A 20810-nucleotide genomic window follows, 5' to 3' on the forward strand; every position below is an offset into this window, starting at 1 on the left:
CTGCACGCGTACGAATATTTAAAATTAAAATGCAAAGCAAACACATTCATCATTACAACGGCTATGCCGTCCAACCTTCGGCACATCGTTTGCCCGACGGTTCGTTTTCCTCCAACCTGCTGCTCGAACGCACCGGCAATACGCCTGCGGAAACGCGCTACCAGTTCTATTCGCTTGATTACTTCAACAACGAAGAACAGGCCTTGCAGCACTCGTGCCGCTGGGCGCGCAAGTGGGTCGATAGCCGCGGCTAACGCACACTGATAGCGGTGGAATTCACGCTCCATACGGCGTGAGAAGCCGCTCGCAGCGACGCGATTTGTGCCTCACGGTTTGCCTTGAGGCGCAGACGTTTCACCGCTCTCTGGATCAATAGCACTGCTGGATTTCACACGCGCACGCAATTCGAATTTCTGGATTTTCCCCGTCGACGTTTTGGGTAGCTCTCCGAAGCAAACTGCCTTGGGCAGCTTGAAACTCGCCAGAAACAGACGGCAATGCGCGATGATCTCATCGGCAGTGGCGAAGGCGCCCTCCTTCAGTTCGACGAACGCACACGGCACTTCGCCCCATTTCGGATCCGGCATCGCCACGACGGCGGCCACCGAAACGGCCGGGTGCCGATACAACGTGTCTTCGACTTCGATGCTCGAAATGTTTTCCCCACCTGAAATGATGATGTCCTTGCTACGATCGCGAATGCGCATGTAGCCATCGGACATCAGCACGCCCAGATCACCCGTGTGAAACCAGCCGCCCTTGAACGCGTCTTCGGTAGCTCGCTCGTTCTTCAGATAGCCCTTCATACAGATGTTGCCGCGAAACATGATTTCGCCAAGCGTCTCGCCATCGTTCGGCACCGGTTCTAGCGTATCCGGATCCCGCACGCTGACAGCCGCCTGCAGGTGATAGCGCACGCCCTGACGGGCGTTGAGTTGCGCGAGTTCGTCGTCGCTCACGCTTTCCCAATGCTCCTGTCTGGCACAGACGGATGCCGGTCCGTACACCTCAGTGAGCCCATAGACATGCGTCAGATCGAAACCAATTGCCTTCATTCTGGCAATCACGGCGGGCGCAGGTGCCGCACCCGCCACCATGGTCGCCACCCGATGTCCGATCCCCGCGCGCCATTCCTCTGGCGCATTGGCCAATGCACTCTGGACGATCGGCGCGCCGCAGTAATGCGTCACGCGTTCGACGCGAATCAGATCGAAGACCGTTTTCGCATCGAACTTGCGCAAGCAGACGTTGACGCCTGCGCGCGCTGCCACCGTCCACGGAAAACACCAGCCATTGCAGTGGAATAACGGCAGCGTCCACAAATAGACCGCATGCCTGGGCATATCCCATTCGAGGATATTGCTCACGGCGTTCAGATAGGCGCCGCGATGATGGTAGGCCACGCCCTTCGGATCGCCGGTTGTGCCGGACGTATAGTTCAATGCAATCGCATCCCATTCGTCAGCGGGCGGTTGCCACGCGAATTGCGGATCGCCTCCTTGTAGATACGCTTCATAGTCGGTGGCACGCGGAAACTTGAGCGGGTCCGCAGACATCACGTCGTCGACACTGACGATCCGCAGGTCGGGTAACTCCAGCGACGCGCGATGTGCCAGTTCGGCAAACTCAGTATCGACGATCAGCGCTTTGGCTTCCCCATGCCGCAACATGAACAGGATCGAAGCCATGTCGAGCCGCGTATTCAGCGTGTTGAGCACAGCGCCCGCCATCGGCACGCCGAAGTGGGCCTCAATCATAGGAGGAATGTTGGGCAGCAGCACGGCAACCGTATCGCCGCGCCCAATGCCGGCCCGCTGCAGCGCGCTGGCAAGGCGCCGGGCGCGCTCGTAAGTCTCGCGCCACGTGCGGCGAATCGAACCGTGAACCACCGCCAGACGGTCGCCATAAACTTCGGCTGCGCGGGCGATGAAATCGATTGGCGTGAGCGGAACGTAGTTGGCCTCACGTCGGCCAAGGCCTTCGTCGAACATATGCGTCATCGGATCGTCTCCTTGGGAGCCTTGGGCTCCCATTCGTTTTTCTGCATCATATGATCATACAGAGCCTGGAAATGCCTGGGATGCCGTGGCTCGTGTACCAGCAGATTGATGCAGTCGATCTCGAACAACTACGCATTTGGCCGGGAAGGTCTCACGCTGAAGCGGCCGCGCTTTCGTGTTTTTCGTGGTGATCGCGCTTGCGCGAAACGTAGCGGGTCAGCACCGCATCCGTGTGAAACAGTTCGAAGGCAATGTTCGATAGCACGCCGGCATCGCGCCATCGCAGGTAATACCGGTGCGAGGTCTGGTAGGGAGGATAGTGCGCTGGCATGGCGTTCCATGCCTTGCCCGTGCGTAACACCCACAGGACACTGTCGACCACGCCGCGCAGATCGACGCAGGGACGTCCCCGGCGAACCACGCCTTGATTCAGTTCGGGCAGCAGTGGAACGATGCGTTGCCACTGCGCGTCGTTCAGGTCCTCGACAGGAACCACAGACGGCGCCGGCGCATGCGATTGAGTCAATTCGAGTGTATTCATGCAAGTGAGGAACACGGACTACGCTGCTGAGGTTCGCCGCAGAGGTGTGGGTCTACGCCTGTCGGGGCCTTGCATTCAGCTTAACTTAAGCGCCACGCGAAGAAAGTCAAATCTTGTTAGATCTGCAGAATGAACCGGCGCAGGACCGGCTCCTTGCTTCTCTATTCGCGCGTTTCGACGACCTCGTCGCCAATCTGTTCGAGCCGGTATCCATAACCGTAGATCGGCGTGAGACGATAGCCATTTTCCGGTCGCAAGCCGAGCTTCGAGCGCAGCATCGAAACGTGGGTATCCATCGTGCGAGTGGGAATATCGACGGTCTGCTTCCAGACCATGTCGACGATATGCGCGCGTGACAACGGGCGATTCAGATGCTGGAACAGCAGGAGCGCCAGCTCGAATTCCTTCTGCGTGAGGTTCACCAATTGGTGCTTCACGTGCACCTGTTTGGCATTCACATCGAATTCGAAATCGCCAAACGTTGCCTTGAGCGCCGCAGCGTTAAGTTGATAAGTACGCCGCAGTAATGAACCCACTCGCGCAAGCAGCACGTTCGCGGTGACCGGCTTGACGACGTAGTCATCCGCGCCTGCGTTCAACATCGACACAATGTCGCTTTCCCGGTCACGGGACGTCATGAAGATGACCGGCACGCGCTCGGAAAGACTGGAGCGGACCCATCGCAGGACGTCTTCGCCGGAAAGATCCGGCACGATCCAATCGAGAATCAGGAGATCGAAAGTCTGGCGATGCAGTTGCTGAAGCAGTGCGCGACCGGCGGCAAAGGTGTGGCAAACATGGCCGGCTGCTGACATCGTTTCATGCACGAAAGCGGTTTGAGCAGGATCGTCATCGAGTACCGCGATTCTCATACCCGCCTCGGGACGTGACAGGGCATCGTACGGAAGTGGAACGCGCTGCTGACGGCCCTAAGTCAGCAGCAACGTGAGGTGGCCATAACAACCCACCCTGCCAGGCCAAGGCAGGCCATACAACATCAGAGCAAAATTATTCTAGCCTGGTGAGGCGAAGACGGTTCGGCAGGTCACACTCATTGAAAACCCTTCATACCGCTTGCGCCTCAAATCCTGCCATCAATCCGCTCGCCCGCTGTACCTTTGCACATACCGCCTGATCGAGCACGGGTTTGCCTTCCGGAATCGCCAGCGTGAGAAAGGCGCGCGCCCGGGTGATGCCGGTGTACACCAATTCACGCGTCAAGATTGGACTGAAGATATCGGGAAGCACCAACGCCGCGTGCATGAACTCCGAGCCCTGCGATTTGTGCACGGTCAGCGCAAGCACCGTTTCCACTGCCTGCAAACGGCTCGGCAAGACCCACTTGATACCGCCTGCGCCATCGCCGGCAGGAAACGCCACTCTTAGCATCGCGCTGTCCTGCGTCGGGCCGGGAAGCTCGAGCGTGATGCCAATGTCCCCGTTCATCAGGCCGAGTTCGTAGTCATTGCGGGTCACGAGCACGGGCCGGCCCGGATACCATTCGCCGCGCGCCGCAATCAAACCGTCTTCCTGCAGCAGACGGGCGACGCGCTTGTTCAGCCCTTCGACGCCCCACGGACCGCGACGCAGCGCGCACAGCAGCTGAAACTCGCCGTGCGCTTTCAGCACTTCGCCCGCCCACTCGTCAAAGGCTGCGGGCGCGGCGTCACGCCCAGGCTGGCCATTGCGCATTGTCGTCAGATAATGCCGGTAGCCGTGCCGCGGACGGCCCGGCTCGCCATTGGCGCCGAACAGTTGCGGAGACGCCGACGCTCCGCCATCGCCATCGATCACCAGCGCCCTGAACGACGCATCGTCATGCGCGGAACAGACCAGCAGCGCGAGATCCGCGTGCCCATGGGGCCAGATGCGCGCGACACCCGCGGCGTCGCCTGCATTGACGAGCGCAGCGAGCTGGCCGATGCCGCTCTCCGCCGAAAACCGATGGCTTTGCCGCAGCATCGCCACCGACTGATCGAGCGCGGTGCCTGCTTCATCGAGCATCGCCGCGTCGATGCGTTCGCCGGTTGCGGCCAGCAGCCAGTCGCGCGTGGCCGGGGTGTAATGCCCTTCGCCCGCGCGCTGACACAGTTCGCCCAGCACGGCCCCAGCTTCCACGGATGCCAGCTGATCCTTGTCGCCCAGCAGAATCAGCCGTGCGGAGGCGGGTAGCGCGTCGAGCACGGCGGCCATCATTTCCAGATCCACCATCGACGCTTCGTCGATCACCAGCACGTCCACCGGCAACGGATTGCCTGCATCGTGACGGAACCGCCGGCTATCCGGACGCGTGCCCAGCACGCGATGCAGCGTGGCGACAACGGTGGGAATCGCCTCGCGCACCGCAGCGCCGTTCGGCAGCGCCTCAACCGGCAGTTGCGCGACGGCTCCTGCGATCGATTCGTTCAGGCGTGCGGCGGCCTTGCCGGTCGGCGCGGCAAGACGGATCCGCAAGGGTCGCGCGGGCCGCAGCGGATTCGCCGCCGCAGCGCCCAGCGCCAAGGTCTGCAGCAGCGCCAGCAACCTGACCACCGTGGTGGTCTTGCCGGTGCCCGGCCCGCCCGTGATGATGCTGAACGCACTGCGCGCAGCGAGCGCACAGGCGAGCTTTTGCCAGTCGGCACCGGTCGCATTCGCCGGGCGCGGCGGGAACAGGACATCGAGCGCGGTGCGCGCGGACCCGGCCTGCAACGAGGCTTCCATTTGCGCGGACGCAGCCAGCCGCCGCTCGATGCCGGCCCGCACGTCCTGCTCGTATTGCCAATAGCGCCGCAGATACAGCCGCGTGCCCACGCGCACCAGCGGCGCATTGCCCGCGCTGGTGCCAACCAGCGCAGGCTGGTCGAGCGCCGCTAACCAGCGCGGGAGATCGACGCCGGCCAGCACTTCGGCGGGCGACTGCGGCGGCTCCGTCGCCGCTACCATTGGCGGTCCATCGGGCGGCAACGACAGCGCGAAGGTGGGGTCAGCGAGTGTCGCCTGCAGGTCGAGGCAGACATGGCCGCGTCCCAACTGATGACTCGCGAGCGCCGCTGCCAGCACCAGCAGCGGTGGCGTCTGCGGTTCTTCGAGCCACAGGAACCGCGCGAAGCCGGCATCGAGCGCCCGCAACCAGCCGCGCTCGACCCACTGGTCAAGCACGCCGAGCATGCGTGGGGTGTCGCCCTTCGCGTCGATCACAGCAAGAGTGTCGGTGGAGCGGGTCGTCATTCAGCTTCCTTCAACGCATACTCCGTGGCATCTTCGTTGTCCGAACGATGCGCAAACAGCGCATCCAGTTCTTCGATCAACTCACGCGGCGGCCGCTCGATATGCAAGCCCTGGCCGGGCGCACGGCCACCGCGCAGAAACAGATAGACCGCGCCGCCCACGTGACGGTCGTAGTCGTAATCGGGCAGGCGCACTTTCAGCAACCGGTGTAGCGCGAAGAGATACAGCACGTACTGCAGTTCATAGCGCGAATGCAGGATCTGCGCACGCATCCTGGCTGGCGTGTACGCCGCATCGTCGGGGCCGAGCCAGTTCGACTTGTAGTCCGCCACGTAATAGCGGCCGTCGTGCTCGAAGACCAGATCGATAAAGCCCTTGAGCATGCCATTCAGCCGCGCGGGTTCGAGCGCGGGCCGAGGCGCACCGTCGAGCGTCAGATCGCACACCAGTTGGTCGAGCACTTGCGTATCCACGGTATGCGCTGCAAGCCAGAATTCCATTTCCGCCATGTACGAACTCAGGTCCGCCAGCACCGCGGGCGGCACCGCCTCGCCTTCTATCGAAGGCAGCATGAGCGGCGTGCGCAGCAAGTAGAGCAGCCACTGGGTCAGCGGTTCAATCCAGCGCGCCCAGCCGCGCAGATTGCAGCGGCGCGCCACCGTATCGCGCACCCGTTGCTCATTCTCGGCAAGTTCCTTGAAACCCTCGTTGGCAGCCCATTCCATCAGATCGTGCAGAAAACTGCCGGCATCGGCGCCGCGCTGAAAACCGTGCAAGGTCTGATCCGCCGGCATGGCGAGCACCGCCTCCGTAGCGGCACCAGGCGCCTGCGTCGAATCCATCGTTTCAGCGTCGTCGAGCGCCTCGGCCTCGAGCAGCTCGTGAAACACGTCCTCGCTGCGGGTTTCCGGCGCGACGCGCGACGCGTCAGTGTCCACATCGATCATCGGCGTGGAGGCGGCGTGCGTCAACGTGCCGCCGATCACGCCATTGTCCTTGCGCAGGCTCGAATAGCTGGCAATCCACCAGTGTTCGCGCACGCGCCGCAGCAGCTGGCGTGCTTCGCCATGGACCTGTTGCGCGCCCAGCGACACGAACGGTTCGTCGCTTGCGGGCGGCGCTTCGGCGACGCTGATCTGTGCGCACGTGCCGCGCAATGTCACCAGCAGGTCGCCAAGCTCGGCGGCGGCAATTGGCCTGCCACCATTGAGCAGATAACCGAACGCGCTCAGCTCGACGCTCTGGATCGGCGCAATCCCCACCCACGTCGCGTACTGCGCCCGCGTCAATGCCACGTACAGCTTGCGCAGATCCTCACCGAGCCGTTCGCGATCCGCTCGCGGCAGCACGTCGGCGTCGCCCAGCGTGATATGCAGGCGACCGTCCTCGTCGTGCCATTTGAGCGGCATGTCGTCGGCCTTGGCCGGCCGGTAGGTGCACGCGAACGGCAGAAACACCAGCGGATACTCCAGCCCTTTCGACTTGTGGACCGTCACGACCTGCACGAGTCCGGCGTCGCTTTCGAGCCTGAGTTGCCGCGCGTCGCCGCCAGCGCCAGCGCCTTCGTCCTGGCGCTGCTCGTCGAGGTAGCGAATCAGCGCGTGTTCGCCGTCGAGTTGCGAACTCGCCTGCTGCAGCAGTTCCGCCAGATGCAGCAGATTGGTCAGCGCACGCTCGCCGTTGACCGCAGCGCCCGCAGCCTGGCCGACCAGGCGCTGCGGCACGTCGAAATCGTTGAGCAGGCGGCGCAGCATCGGCAGCACGCCCTTCTTGCGCCAGCAATCGCGATACTCGCGAAAGCGCAGCACGCACGCTTCCCACTTGAGTTCGTCGCGATTGAAGGTATCGAGCGCGGCCCAATCGAGTCCGAGCGTTACCGTCGCCAGCGCCGTGCGCACCAGACGGCCGTCGCCCGGGTCCGCGCAAGCCGCCAGCCAGTGTCGCAATTCCACCGCTTCGCTGGTCTGAAACACCGAATCCCGATCGGACAGATAGACGCTACGCACGCCGCGCTCGGACAACGCCGTGCGGATCGCGCGCGCTTCCGTGCCGTTGTTGACCAGCACCGCCATATGGGCAGGTTGCAGCGGCGTCAGCGCGCCATGCGTGTCGCTAAAGCCGGCTTTGCCCGCCTGACCCAGGTTGAGCAGGCGTGCCATTTTGGTCGCGCAACTGGCGGCCATGCCGCGCAAGTACGCTTCCTTGCTGAGAGGCTTGCCGTCCTCAGTGGCCGGCAGCCACCACGCGCTCAGCGCAGGCAAATCCTCACCGTCGGCTTGCAGCCGGCTTTTGCGGCCCTGCGCCTCGGCCGCGATGAACGGCAGCGGATTGTCGCCGCCCTCGGCGCCGCGAAACAGGAATGCGCCCTCGCCGTCCGGCCGTTCTTCGGCCGCGTCGAAACAGCGATTGACGGCCGCCACCATGGCAAGCGTCGAGCGGAAGTTCTTCTTCAGCGTAAACAGCCGTCCGCTGCAAGCACGCCGCGCTTCCAGATACGTATAGATATCCGCGCCACGGAATGCGTAGATTGCCTGCTTAGGATCCCCGATCAAAATGATCGCCGTGTCGGGATCGTTGTCCGCGATGCGATACACCGCATCGAAAATGCGGTACTGCACCGGGTCGGTGTCCTGAAACTCGTCGATCAGCGCGACCGGATATTGCTGACGGATAATCTCCGCCAGCCGTGCGCCGTTCGGTTTATGCAGTGCGTCGTTCAGGCGCGTGAGCAGATCGTCGAAACCCATCTGCGAGCGAAGCGCCTCTTCCTCCGCGAAACGTTGCGCGACCCAGCGTGCCGCGTGACAGAGCAGCGCGTGATACGCCGTAGGTCGCGCGTCCAGCGCATCGCGCAGCGTCTCCATTGCAACGAACGCTGGATGCGCGGGTGGTTCGCCGATAAGCCAGATTTCACCGAGCCCTGCCGGTGTAAAACGCGTCCATATCGCCGCCGTGGCTTCGAAATCGGGCCGCAGCATCTCGGGATCATTGGCCCAATCGCGTAGCTTGTCGATCCACTTCTTGCAGTTCGGCGCGTTTAGGCTGGTGGCTTTGAACTGCTTCTTCGCGCGCGCATCGTCGAATAAAGCCTGAATCTCATCGGCCCATGCCGGCCAGTTAACCTTCAGCGCATCGAGATGCTCGCGCTGCTTCTCGCGTGCCTGCTGCAGCGCTTCGATGGGCGCCGGCGCCTGCGGCAGCAGATCGGCATGGCCAAGCAGACCGCGAATCTCCGCTTGCAAGGCGCCCGGACTCCGGAACCATTGACGCACCTCTGCCGCGGACGGTGCATTGAGCGGCGCGAGGAACGTGCGCCAGTAATCGCGCACCACCTCGGCGCGCAACTCGCTCTGGTCGGTTTCAAGCGTCTGCGAAAACAGGCTGTCGCTATCGAATGCATGCTCGCTCAGCATCCGGTTGCACCAGCCGTGGATCGTGGAAACCGCCGCCTCGTCCATCCATTCCGCGGCGAGTTGCAGGCGGCGCGCGCAGGCGGCCCACTGCTCCGGCGGGTAGGCGTCGCGCAGATCGTGCAGCAGATCTTCGTCCACGGGGCGCGGTTCGACCTCTGCAGGATCGGCGCGAAAATAGTCGGCCGCTTCAATCAGGCGCGTACGGATGCGCTCGCGCAGTTCCTTGGTGGCGGCATCCGTGAAGGTGACGACGAGGATTTCCGGCGGCGTCAGCGCGCGTGCCTCGCTGTCCGGTCCGCGATGGCCGAGCACGAGCCGCACGTATAGCATCGCGATCGTGAAGGTCTTGCCGGTCCCTGCGCTGGCTTCGATCAGGCTGCTGCCGTGCAGCGGGAACGCGAGCGGACGCAGTACCTCGGCAGCGCCCGCGAGCGGCGGTGTCAATGTGGCGGTCATTGAGCGTCTCCCGCATGTTGGGTTGTGCTTTTCGATTTCGACGACGAGGCCGGAATCGCGCGGTGCAGCGGCAGCAACAGCGCAACAGCAAGCCGCTCGAATTCACCGCTCTCGGCAAGTGCGCCGAAATCCGGATACGCGCGATACAGGTACGCGTTGGTATCGCGCTCCCCCTGTTGACGGCCCGCACCTTCGTAGGTGACACGAGCGGCATCGCGCGCTTCGAGGAGCGCGGCAGCCATTTCGGCGCGCTCGCCGGATTGGCCGGCAAAGTTGTCGTCACGCATGAAGTCGAGCGCGCCAGGCCGTTTTCTGAGCCACGCAAACGCCGTTTTGACGGCCAGCGGCAAGGGCCGACGCGTGCCCTCATCCCAGGCGCGCAGCAAGGTCAGCAGATGGCCACGCGCCTCCTCCATCGCAAGCGGCGCGAATTCGACACCGCCCACCTTGCTGACGATCACCGTCGTGACCACGCCGCCAGCAAGCTGCGCAGCCAGATGCGCGACCCAGTAGGCAATCAGACGATCCCCGCGATATTTGCGGTCCTTGATCAGTGTGCCCGGATCGAGAAAGACACGGCCGCGGCTGCCATCGGCGCCGACGCGCAACTCGCCAACCCAGTCTTCGATGCTCAATGCGGCCATGTCCGGTCCGCCTTCAATTCGCAGTTCGAACTGCTCGTCGAGACGATACGGCCAGCGCAGCAATTCGGCGCGAAAACGCTCGAACAGATCGGCCATCGGCTCCATCAGGTCGGCCGCGATCACCTCGCCGAATCCGCCTGCCGCCAGATCGCCGCTTCGATGCATGCGCTCGAGGCGGCTCAGTGCGGCCGGCAGCAGATCCTCGTCACCGTGCTCGAGCGCCGCAGCCTGCGCGCGAATCAGTTCGTTCTGCAATTGCCACGTTTCAAGCTGATCGACCTCGAACGGCTCGTGATTCTCACTCGCGGCGTCTTCGGTTTCGAATCCGACCCGCAGGCGTTGGCGGAAGAAGCTCCTGACCGGATCCTTGAGAAAATCCGCCAGTTCGCGCACCGACAGCGGCTCATCACGTTCGAGCGGTGGCAGCGGGTCGTCGTTGCGACTTGCGAGCCTGTCGACACTCGCGCTGAACGCTGACTGCTGCGCCGGCTGGTTCCATTCCCGCGCATACGTGAACAGCTTCGACGCGTCGGGGCGCACCGGAAAATACTCCGCGCTGAACGGTTGCAGCCGGTGATCCACCGTCAATGCCTTCAGCAGCGCCTCCGGTTCCTCGTCCGTGGCACCCTCGCGACGCCAGCCCGCTTTCAGATGGTCGCGCAACTGACCGACCAGCACCGACGGCGGCCGCGACGTGTTGTCGTTGACGCTGCGCCCCACCCATGACACATGCAGATGCTCGCGTGCCGACAGCAGCGCCTCCAGGAACAGATAGCGGTCGTCCTCACGACGCGAGCGGTCGCCGGGACGGTAATCGCGCCGCATCAGGTCGAAATCGAGCGGCATGCGGTTGCGCGGATAATCGCCGTCGTTCATACCGAGCAGACAGACGATGCGAAACGGAATCGCGCGCATCGGCATCAGCGTGGCGAAGGTGACCGCGCCCGCAAAGAAGCGTTGGGTCAGGCCACCGCCTTCGAACTGCGATAACCAGTAGTCCGCAACAATCGAAAGCGGCAACTCGCCGGTCAGCGCCGCTTCGTCGCACGCATCGCGCCACGCTTCGAGCGTGGCGTCGAGCCGTTCCAGCGTGTAGGCATCCTCGCTGTCGTCAGCCGCGAAGAAGGTGGTCTTGAGCCAGCGCAGACGCTCGCACCAGGCCTCCACCGTGGCCGGTTGACGCAACGTCTGCCAGGTCTCGTCGAGCGCATCCACGAGACGCGTCAGCGGTCCAAGCAAAGCCGCATCCAGGCCGCCGATCTCCGCATACGGTTCGATGTCGTGCCACGCCCCGGCCTTGTCTCCCGCCGCGTAGCCCAGCAGCATGCGACGCAGGCCAAAGGCCCAGCTATTCGGTGCGCGTTCGTCGCCGGCTTGCGGCAGACCGAGACTGGCTCGTTGTTCCGCGTGCAGCCCCCAGCGAATGTTGGCACCGCTGATCCAGCTGCGCAGCGTCGGCAGATCGTCTGTGGCGATGTCGAAACGCGTGCGCAAAGCAGGCACTTCGAGCAGATCGAGGACGTCGCTGACCGTCAGGCGCGATTGCGGCAGCGCGAGCAAGGTTTCGAGCGCGCCGATCAGCGGATCGAAATCGCGTTGGCCGCGGTCCGCGATGCTAAACGGAATATGCCGTGCGTCCTCCCTGTCGAGCAGACCGAACACCGCCTGGATATGCGGCGTATACACCTCGATATCCGGCACCATGACGATCACATCGCGCGGACGCAGGGTCCGGTCGGCGGCGAACGCGGCCAGCAACTGGTCATGCAGAATCTCGACTTCACGCTGCGGACTATGTGCGACATGAAAACGGATCGAGTGGTCCGCGTCTGGATCCACTTCAGGCCAGAACTCGCGCGTTTCGCGCAGCGGCCGCAGATCGCGGATATCGTCCTGCAGTTGCTGCAGCATCGTCAGCGCGTCGTCGCTTTCGAACAGATCGATCCGTTGCCCGATACCCGTGAATTGCGCGGTGTAGCGCTCGCGCGCTTCGGCGCTGTCGTACTCGTCGAGCAGGCCGATAAAGTCGCGCCCCTGCTTGCCCCATGCCGCCAGCAACGGCTGCGCGTGCAGGTGCAATTGCGCTTCGTCCATGCTGGCCGGCGCGCCGTGACGACGCTGCTGGCGCGAACGTTGTGCACGCAACAGATCCTGATCGGCGACGATATCAGCCCAGTAGTGCGCGCAAGGGTTATGCACGCACATCAGCACCTGGGTCCAGCGTGAAAGCGCGGCAAGCACTTCCACCGCCTGGCGCGGCAAACTCGAAATGCCGAAGATGATGACCCGGCGCGGCAACCCTGCTGGCCGCTCGTGTTCGGACAGCACCGCCGCGCGGCGCATGAATTCGTCGTGTACGGCGGCGCGCCCGGCGGTCGACATGTCCGCACCGGCGGATGCGTGCGCCTCGACGTCTTCCAGCAAGGCACGCCACAGTGCAGCCTGCCAGCGGTATTCGTCGGGCAGCGGCGTGCGCCTGTTGCGTGCGTCGATCTGCACGTCTTCGCCCACGGCCCACGCCGCGAGCCAATCGGCGCGGTACACCTGATACTGGTCGAAGAGATCCGCCACGCGCTGCGCGAGCTGGAAGCGTTTGCGCTGATCGCCGTCGTGCGCCATGAAGCGCTTGAGCGGCGCGTAGGCCGGTGCTTCGAGCAGTTCCGGCAGCAAACGCGTCAAACGCCACACGAGGCGTGATTTATCGAACGGCGAAATGGCCGGCACCGCGCTATCGCCGAGCACGGCGCGATACACCTGCCACAAGAAGCTCGCCGGCAGCAACATGTCGAGCGCGGCAGAAATGCCGCAACCGCCGTCTTCCGGATCGGCGGCGAGCGCGAGTTTCAGCCATTGGGCAATGCCATTGCTCTGGACGAGGATGACCTCTTTTTCCAGCGGCCCTAACGGATGTTGACGGATCCACTGGACCATCAGGTCGCGCAAGCGCTCCGGCTGATTGCCGTGAACGAGCATCAGTCCTGCGGGAATCGAACTCATGCAGCGGCCCTCAGGTCGTCGATGGCGCGTTGCTTGACGCCCAGGTCGTCCCACAACTCCGGATGACAGGTGAACAGCAGGATCTGATGGCGCGTGGCCGCGTCGAGCAAGGCGCGCTTGAGCGCATCGCGCCGCGTGCTGTCGGTGTGAACCGCGGCATCGTCGAGCATCAGCAAGGTCGGGCGGCCCGAGGCCTTCAGCAGATCGGCGTAGGCGAAGCGCGCGAGAATGCCCATCTGTTCGCGGGTGCCGAAACTGAGGGCGTCGAGCGTATCGATACGGCCTTCGCGTTGCAACGCCAATGGGCTCAGGTCGTCGCCCAGTTCGAGCGCCGACTGCGGGAATATTCGCTTCAGGTAATGACCGAGGCGCTCGGTCAGCGGCGCCCGTAGTTGGGCGACCGCTGAATCGCGTTCCTCGACCAGCACGCGGTCGAGCAGGCTCAACGCGCCCGCCCGCAAGCTCAGTTCGTTCTTGCGCCGCTCCATCTGTTCGAGCGAGGCGCGTACGGCGGCGAGCCGCTCGCCGAGTCCCGATGCACCCATCGTTTCAAGCTGGCTGCGCAGTTCGGCGATTCGCACCTGCCGATCCTGTTGCTCGCTGCGCGCAAGATCAGCCGACACGCGATAACGCTTTGCCTCCGCCGCCGGATCGTCGGTGCGGGCGGCGCCGAGCGCCTGGTTGCGCTCATCGCGCTGTATCGTCAAGGCGGCTACATGGGCGCGTTGTTCGACGATTTTCGTCTGCCATTGCGCGCGACGCTCGCGGAACGCCGCGTCCTGCAACTGGGCTTCCTTGCGCTGTACCTGTTCCGTCAACGAGCCGCTCGCTGCGAGCGCCTTCGAGCGGCGCTCGCCGGCCTGAGTCAGCAAGCGCGTCGCGGATTCGATTGCCTGCCTGGCTTCGTCGGCGGCGCGGCGTGCCTCGTCAACCGCCGTTGCGCCCGCCACATCGGGCAACGCAGCGAGCCGCTCGTCGGCCGTCTGGCAGCGTGCCAGCGCGCTCGCCAACCCCGCTTTCAATGGCTCGATGCCCTTGGGCGCGTGGACCGCGAGAATCTTCTGCTGGCTCTGCAGTTGCGCGACCTGCTCCTTCCATTGTTCATGCCGCGCCTGCGCATCGCCCAACGACGTCATGCCCAGCGCCCGCAAGACTTCCGCCTGTTGCGTTTCGGCGTCGGACAATTCGCTGCGCAGCGCCGCGAGGTCGGAGACGCCGGGCACGATGCGCAGTTCGCCCAGCCCCGGCAGTTCGATGGTCTGCTCATCGTCGAGGCGCAACATGCCTGTGCCGGTAAACGTTTTGCCATCCACCACGATCGCGCCGCCGCTCAGCCGGTAATCGATGCGCGTCATCGCGGCCTCCTTGCGCGCCCTCAGGACGTTCGTGCGCGCTTCGAGCGTCTGCAGCCGCTGAAGCTGGGCCACGTCGATTTCGAGCGAAGCCGCGCTGCGGGTCGCGTCGAGTACCGCCGCCTGTGCCGCTTCGGCAGCGGCAATCGACGCTTCCAGCCGCGCGATTTCCTCGCGATACAGCGTAATCTGGTTGTTCAGCTCTTGCGCCATCACGGCGGCATTCGCAACGTCGAGCGCGCGATTCGCAGCGTCGCCGGTCTGCTGGCAGCGGGCCACGCCCGCGCTCGCCTGCGCGTGTTCAGCCTCGGCGGTGAGCACCGCGGTCTTCGCAACTTCGAGCTGCTGGCGCTCGGTCGCAAGCGTCGCTTCCAGTTCCGCGGCGTTGTGCTCCTGCTGCAGCGACATCGCCAGTTCAACCTCGCTGACATGCAGCGTTTGCGCCAGCCCCTGCACGCTGCGTTCGAGTTCGGCAAGCGCGGCGGCACGCGCTTGCGCCTGCAGCGCCTTTTGCTCGTGCGCTTCCCATGGCCGTTTGCGTTGCGCGTCCTCGTAGGCTTCCTGCTGCGTGGCCAGGCGCGTGAGGTTCTCGTCGAACTGGCGACGTTGGGCCTCCAGGGTCTCGCACTCGCCGGCGAGCGTCACCAGTTCCTGCTCGGCTTCAGCAAGCGGACCGGTGGCGCGTTGCGTGCGTGCCGTGAGCAGTTGCCGCAGTTCGCGTTGCACCGCGCCGATCAACACGTCTTCACCACCCGCGCCGGTGCTGCCCGAAAGCTGCGTCAGCGCATCGCGCAGATATAGCGCCGCGTGGCCGCTCGCGTCCCGCACGTCGTGCGTCTCTCCTTGCTGCACCCAGAGCAGGCCCGGCACCCCGGCCTGCTCGGCCTTCATTGCGCCGCGCGTGGCGCGCGAGAAACCCAGCAACGTGGCAAGCCGTTCCTCAGCCTCGTCCTCGCCGAACACCTGCTGACCGATCCGCAAATCGCAGCGTTGCCGCGTCACGAACTGCTTGGCGAGCGTGCAGGCCATACCGTTCAGATTGAAACTGACTTCCACGGAAGGTTGTCCGCTCGCCTTGCCCCACGGCAACAGGTCGCGCAAATGCGACGCCTTGTAGCGCTCCAGAAACACCGCGCGCACCGCTTCCGCAATCGTGCTCTTGCCGGCCTCGTTCGGGCCGGTGAAGAGGTTGAGGCCCGGTTGCAGGTCGCCAATGAAAAGACGTCCGTTGAACTGCTTGAATTCCTGAATCGCAATACTTTCGAGCTTCATGCAGCCCTCGCTTCACGCTGGAACTGGGCCAGCAACAGCAGCGCTTCCGCCGCGACCTTCGCCTGCTGCGGGTCCGCCTGCAGATCGCGCAGACGCGCCACCACTTTGCCCAGGTAGCCGCTTTGCGCCCCGAGCGCGGCGAGATCGTCGGCCGTGGGCTGCACCTGCAACTCGCTCATCTCGACGCGCAGCGCACGCACCCGCGCACGGGTTTCATCCACCGCGAGACGGATGGCCTCGGCAGCGGCAAGATCGGTCGTGCCGCGAATGTCGAGCTTGAGTACATCCGCTGCACCGAGTGCCTGCAAACGCAACTTCAACGCATCCACATCGCTCGACACCACGATCTCTTCTTCCCAGCGCAGCCAGCGGTATTTGCTGACCCGCACGGCCTCAACCGTTGGAAGCGCACCCGGCTCCTGCAGCGTGACGTCGAGCATGAAGCCCGGATCGTTGGCGCGGAAGCGGTCCTGTTCGTGCGTGCCGGCGTACCACGTGCGCTCGTTCACCTCGAAGTGTCCATGCCAGTCGCCCAGCGCGAGATAGTCCAGGCGTGCGGTCGCAGCGCGCGTCGGTGCAATCGGGTTGGTCGAATCGATTCCTTCCTGCAGGATGCCGCTCACGCTGCCGTGTGCGAGTCCGACGCGCAAATAGTCCGGCGGGCTCGACGCCTGGTCGAAGAACGCGGTGGTGTCGTCATAGGTGATGCGTTGCGTGAGCGGCGCACACAGGAACGCGCACTTGAGGTCGTCGAACAGGACCACGCCCGGTGTCAATACGACGCGCACGTTGGCGGGAATGCAGTTCAGGCGCTGTGCGCGTGTCCAGACGCTTTCGACCAGCGCGGCGTCGTGATTGCCCGGCAGCATGATCCAAGGGCCGGCAAAGCCTGCGAGCGCGCCGAACAGGCGCCGGATGACCGTATCGGAAACAGTCTGCTGATCGAATACGTCGCCGGCCACCAGCACGGCATCGACGCGGCGCGTGGCGGCCTCAGTGGCGATCCGGCGCACCGTTTCGAAACGCGCTTCGGCAAGATGCGCGGCTTCTTCGGCGTCGAACTGGCCGAATTGCGTGCCGATCTGCCAATCCGCGGTGTGCAGGAATCGGGTCATGAAGTCTCCGTTCTGTGAATGACGAGTGAAGCTGCGTACGTCAAAGATCATGGATGTTACCGTGAGGCCGGGACACAACGTGTCCTCATCGACTAGACGGGTGAATTCACCCGCTCCGCACGCGGCATGGGCGCAGTCCTTCAAGGGAACTTCAGCGACCTTTAGCGGACTCTTAGGCAACAGCGTTTTTATACTGAAATTCAATAAAAATACAGTAACAAAACCTGAAAACGCCGCTTTATGCTAGTGCCCGAAACTGCTTCCAGCACGAAACCCAACGCTAATTCGCTCCCTTCTACCAAGTACGAGGACATCGATGCCCCGCCCGATTGTTGCCCGCATTCATCCGGATGCCGTCCGACACAACCTTGAACTGGTCCGGCACAGGACCGCTGGCTCCCGCGTGTGGGCGGTCGTCAAGGCCAATGCCTACGGACACGGGATCGAGCGTATCTATCCAGCTCTCGCCGCCGCTGATGGTATTGCGCTGCTCGATCTCGACGAGGCGGTGCGCGTGCGCGAGCTGGGGTGGAAAAAGCCTGTCCTGTTGCTCGAAGGGATCTTCACGCCGGCCGACGTCGCCATCGCCGACGAGTTCGGGCTGACCGTGGCAGTTCATTGCACGGAGCAGCTCGACCTGCTGTGCGCAACGAAGCTGCGACGGCCTCTGGATATCAATCTGAAGATGAACTCCGGCATGAACCGGCTGGGCTTTCGCCCAGATGTGTTTCGCGCTGCATGGGAGCGGGCTCGCGCGTCGACGTCGATCGGTGAGATCACCTTGATGAGCCACTTTGCGAGCGCGGACGCCGGCGATGTCGACTGGCAAGTGGATCGGTTCGACGCCGCCACCAGCGGGATTCCCGGCGGCCGGAGCCTCGCCAACTCGGCGGCGATGCTGTGGCATCCGCGCACGCATCGGGACTGGGTCAGGCCGGGGATCGTGCTCTACGGCGGTTCGCCGTCGGGCTTGTCGCGACATGTCGCCGATGTTGCGCTGCGCGCGTCGATGAGCCTGACGAGCCAGATCATCGGCACCCAGACGCTGTCGTTGCAGGAAACGGTCGGCTACGGACGCCACTTTGCCGCCAACGAGGCGATGCGCATCGGTGTGGTGGCTTGCGGTTACGCAGACGGCTATCCACGGCATGCGCCGACCGGCACGCCTATCGCCGTGGACGGCACGCTGACGCGCGTGGTGGGACGCGTGTCGATGGATATGCTGACCGTCGACCTCACACCGTGTCCGCAAGCGCAGGTCGGTTCGCAGGTCGAGCTATGGGGCGATCAGGTCAAAATCGACGATGTGGCGCATGCCTCCAGCACGATCGGATATGAATTGATGTGCGCGCTCGCCCGGCGCGTGCCGGTCGAGGTGCATTGAGAAGGAACGCGCGTGGCGCACTGGCGGAAGACGGCACCGCTATCTATGCGTGCACGGCGCTGGCGTTCGCGCTCGTGGTCGGCAGTTCGAATGAGAAGGTGGTCCCCGCACCGGCGTGCTCGACCAGACGAATCCGGCTGTGATGCAACTGCAGCATGCGCTGCACGATCAGCAACCCGAATCCGCCACCGCGATGCGCGCCGCCCGAACTGAACGGCCGCTCGAAGAGTCCTTCGCGCAGTTCAGTCGGAATGCCAGGCCCGGTGTCGCTGACCGTCACCTGCACCTTGCCGTCGCGGTAGGCCAGTTCGACGTCGATCGCGCCTTCCGCGGGCGTGTGGCGAATCGCATTGTCGAGCAGATTGGTGAGCACCCGTTCGATCATGCCGAGATCGGCGCTAACCGTCGGCAGACGCGGCGGAATTCCCGCGCGCAGCTTGATATGACGCGCTTCGGCGGGCAACTCGAATTTCTGGAACACGTCCTGCACCAGATCGACCAATGAGAAATCCTCCAGCGCCGGCTGCACGTTGCCGTGCTCGAGCCGCGCCAGTTCGAAGAGCGCCTGCGCGAGTCGTCCTACCTTGACGCTTTGCGCCAGCGCGATGCCCAGATAGCGTTTGCGCTCGGTTTCACTGAGCGTGTCCGCTTTCAACGACAGCGTTTCGAGGTAGCCATGCAGGGACGTGAGCGGCGTTCGCAAGTCGTGCGAAATATTGGCGATCAGTTCGCGCCGCTGCTGGTCCTGGCGCCGCAATGCACGCCACTGGTCGCCGATACGGTTGGCCATCTGCGCGAAGGTCGCCTCGAGCACGGCAATCTCATCGCGCTGTCCGGCGGCCGAGGAGCGCGGCACGTGCGGCTGCGGATCCGGTTCACCGTCGGCGTCGAAACGGCGCATCGCGTCGGTCAGGCGGCGCAGCGGCCGCGTGATCAGGCCGAATGCCATCAGGCCGGCGACCAGCCCCAGCAACGCCACCAACGCCATCGACCACAACGTGGTGCGCAATACGGAGCTGGCCGCCACGCGCGCCGCCAACTGGTCATGCGCCTCGCCGAGCAGCACCACGTAGATGTAGCCCGACGGCACCTGCCCGTCCATCTGCAAGGGCGCGGCGCTGAACACCTTGCGGCCATCCACGCTGCGCGGGTCATCGCCGAGAATCGGCAGCGTGCCGCCTGCGATGAACTGGCGAATCGGCGCGAGATCGATCTGCTCGCGCTTCACCCGTCCCACCGGCGCGTCGTCGCCCTTGATGCGCCCCTGGTTGTCGAGCAGATACACCTCGACGCTCGGATTGACCGCCATCAGTTGGCCGAACAACTGCCGCACGGCGTCTGGCCGCAGGCCGTTCGCGTCCATCAATGGCGTGCTGCGGGCAATGTGCCCCGCGAGATCGCGCGACAGACCTTGCACCACTTCTTTCTCATGCAGGTCGCTGGAGCGTATCTGCAGCCACGCCGACGCGCCGCAGCACGCGAGCAGCAGCAGTGAAAAGACAATCAGGAGTCGCTGGGTGAGCGTCAGGTTCATGGCGCATCCTTTGGCGCAGCGTCCTGCGGCGATGGGTGGCCCTCGGAGGGCGCTGCCAGCTTGTAGCCGTGGCCCCAGACAGTCAGGATGCGGGTCGGCTGCGCCGGATCGGCCTCGATCTTGGCGCGCAGGCGATTGATGTGCGTATTGACGGTATGTTCGTAGCCTTCGTGCTGATAACCCCACACGGCGTTCAGCAGATCCATGCGTGAATACACTTTGCCGGGATGCTGCGCGAAGAAATACAGCAGATCGAATTCGCGCGGCGTCAGCTCGATCCGGCGGCCCTCGACGGCCGCCTCGCGCGTCAACGGGTCGATGGTCAGCCCGACGATCTGCAGCGTCCCCGCGTCGATGCGCGAATCCTTCGCCATGGCGTCGACGCGCCGCAGCAGCGCTTTCACCCGCGCGACCAGTTCGAGCACCGAAAACGGCTTGGCGAGATAATCGTCCGCGCCCAGTTCCAGACCGAGAATCCGGTGCACCTCGCTCGAACGCGCGCTGGTGATGATGATCGGCGTGTAGCGCGTCATGGCGCGGGCGCGCCGGCAGATCTCCAGACCGTCGACGCCCGGCAGCATCAGATCGAGGATCAAGGCGTCCCAGTTACCCTGCTCCAGCAGGCGCAAGCCCTCGTTGCCGTCGGCGCTGTGCACGACTTCATAGCGTTCGTCCCGCAGGTGCAGACTGAGAACGTTGGCAATATCGACATCGTCTTCGACGATCAGTACGCGTTTCGGATGATCCATGGGGGCATCGGACGCCAGTCAGGTCCTGGTTAGCGCAGAAAGCGCGGTTTGCGGGCATTTGATCCGGGAAGCCGCCGTTTCGCCATTGTGCAAAATTTTCGGGCAGCGAGTTATCACATTTAATTTAACTTTTCGTGAGGACT

12 protein-coding genes are annotated in these 20810 nt (G+C 64.0%); 2 read left to right on the forward strand and 10 right to left on the reverse strand.

The window, feature by feature from the left end:
- The first annotated feature begins 29 nt into the window (after positions 1-29).
- Complete coding sequence (locus tag P3T43_RS31860; RefSeq protein ID WP_429284972.1) at positions 30-254, forward strand: hypothetical protein; 225 nt, start codon at positions 30-32, stop codon at positions 252-254.
- Between the two features lie 72 nt (positions 255-326).
- On the opposite strand, the gene P3T43_RS31865 is transcribed toward P3T43_RS31860, so the two are convergent.
- From P3T43_RS31865 to P3T43_RS31900, 8 genes are all read right to left on the reverse strand, one after another.
- Positions 327-2000: an acyl-CoA synthetase gene (locus P3T43_RS31865; RefSeq protein ID WP_429284973.1), complete on the reverse strand. Its 1674-nt coding sequence runs from the start codon at positions 1998-2000 to the stop codon at positions 327-329.
- A gap of 151 nt (positions 2001-2151) precedes the next feature.
- Positions 2152-2541 (reverse strand): transposase, encoded by a 390-nt coding sequence (locus P3T43_RS31870; protein ID WP_429284974.1) that lies wholly within the window; start codon positions 2539-2541, stop codon positions 2152-2154.
- Positions 2542-2702: 161 nt separating this feature from the next.
- Positions 2703-3413 (reverse strand): response regulator transcription factor, encoded by a 711-nt coding sequence (locus tag P3T43_RS31875; RefSeq protein ID WP_429284975.1) that lies wholly within the window; start codon positions 3411-3413, stop codon positions 2703-2705.
- Between the two features lie 193 nt (positions 3414-3606).
- On the reverse strand, positions 3607-5751 hold the full coding sequence (gene recD, locus P3T43_RS31880; RefSeq protein ID WP_429284976.1) for an exodeoxyribonuclease V subunit alpha: 2145 nt from the start codon (positions 5749-5751) through the stop codon (positions 3607-3609).
- The gene (recB, locus tag P3T43_RS31885; RefSeq protein WP_429284977.1) at positions 5748-9620 is read right to left on the reverse strand and encodes an exodeoxyribonuclease V subunit beta; all 3873 of its coding nucleotides are present in this window, start codon (positions 9618-9620) and stop codon (positions 5748-5750) included. The genes recD and recB overlap by 4 nt, the downstream gene beginning before the upstream one ends.
- Positions 9617-13261 carry an exodeoxyribonuclease V subunit gamma gene (gene recC / locus P3T43_RS31890; RefSeq protein ID WP_429284978.1) on the reverse strand — a complete coding sequence of 1215 codons (3645 nt, stop codon included), beginning with the start codon at positions 13259-13261 and terminating at the stop codon, positions 9617-9619. Before recC ends, recB begins: the two co-directional genes overlap by 4 nt.
- Positions 13258-15885, reverse strand: coding sequence for an AAA family ATPase (locus tag P3T43_RS31895; protein WP_429284979.1), 2628 nt, complete (start codon positions 15883-15885; stop codon positions 13258-13260). Before P3T43_RS31895 ends, recC begins: the two co-directional genes overlap by 4 nt.
- Positions 15882-17000, reverse strand: coding sequence for a metallophosphoesterase family protein (locus P3T43_RS31900; RefSeq protein ID WP_429284980.1), 1119 nt, complete (start codon positions 16998-17000; stop codon positions 15882-15884). The genes P3T43_RS31895 and P3T43_RS31900 overlap by 4 nt, the downstream gene beginning before the upstream one ends.
- Positions 17001-17316: 316 nt before the next feature.
- Here P3T43_RS31900 and alr point away from each other — a divergent pair, with 316 nt between their 5' ends.
- Positions 17317-18384 (forward strand): alanine racemase, encoded by a 1068-nt coding sequence (alr, locus tag P3T43_RS31905; RefSeq protein WP_429284981.1) that lies wholly within the window; start codon positions 17317-17319, stop codon positions 18382-18384.
- Between the two features lie 43 nt (positions 18385-18427).
- Here the strand turns inward: alr and P3T43_RS31910 are convergent, their stop codons facing one another.
- Positions 18428-19918, reverse strand: coding sequence for an ATP-binding protein (locus tag P3T43_RS31910; protein WP_429284982.1), 1491 nt, complete (start codon positions 19916-19918; stop codon positions 18428-18430).
- On the reverse strand, positions 19915-20667 hold the full coding sequence (locus P3T43_RS31915) for a response regulator transcription factor (protein WP_429284983.1): 753 nt from the start codon (positions 20665-20667) through the stop codon (positions 19915-19917). Before P3T43_RS31915 ends, P3T43_RS31910 begins: the two co-directional genes overlap by 4 nt.
- Positions 20668-20810 lie beyond the last annotated feature (143 nt).

The organism is Paraburkholderia sp. GAS41 (assembly GCF_050436545.1).
In the GTDB taxonomy this organism is placed as follows: Bacteria; Pseudomonadota; Gammaproteobacteria; order Burkholderiales; family Burkholderiaceae; genus Paraburkholderia.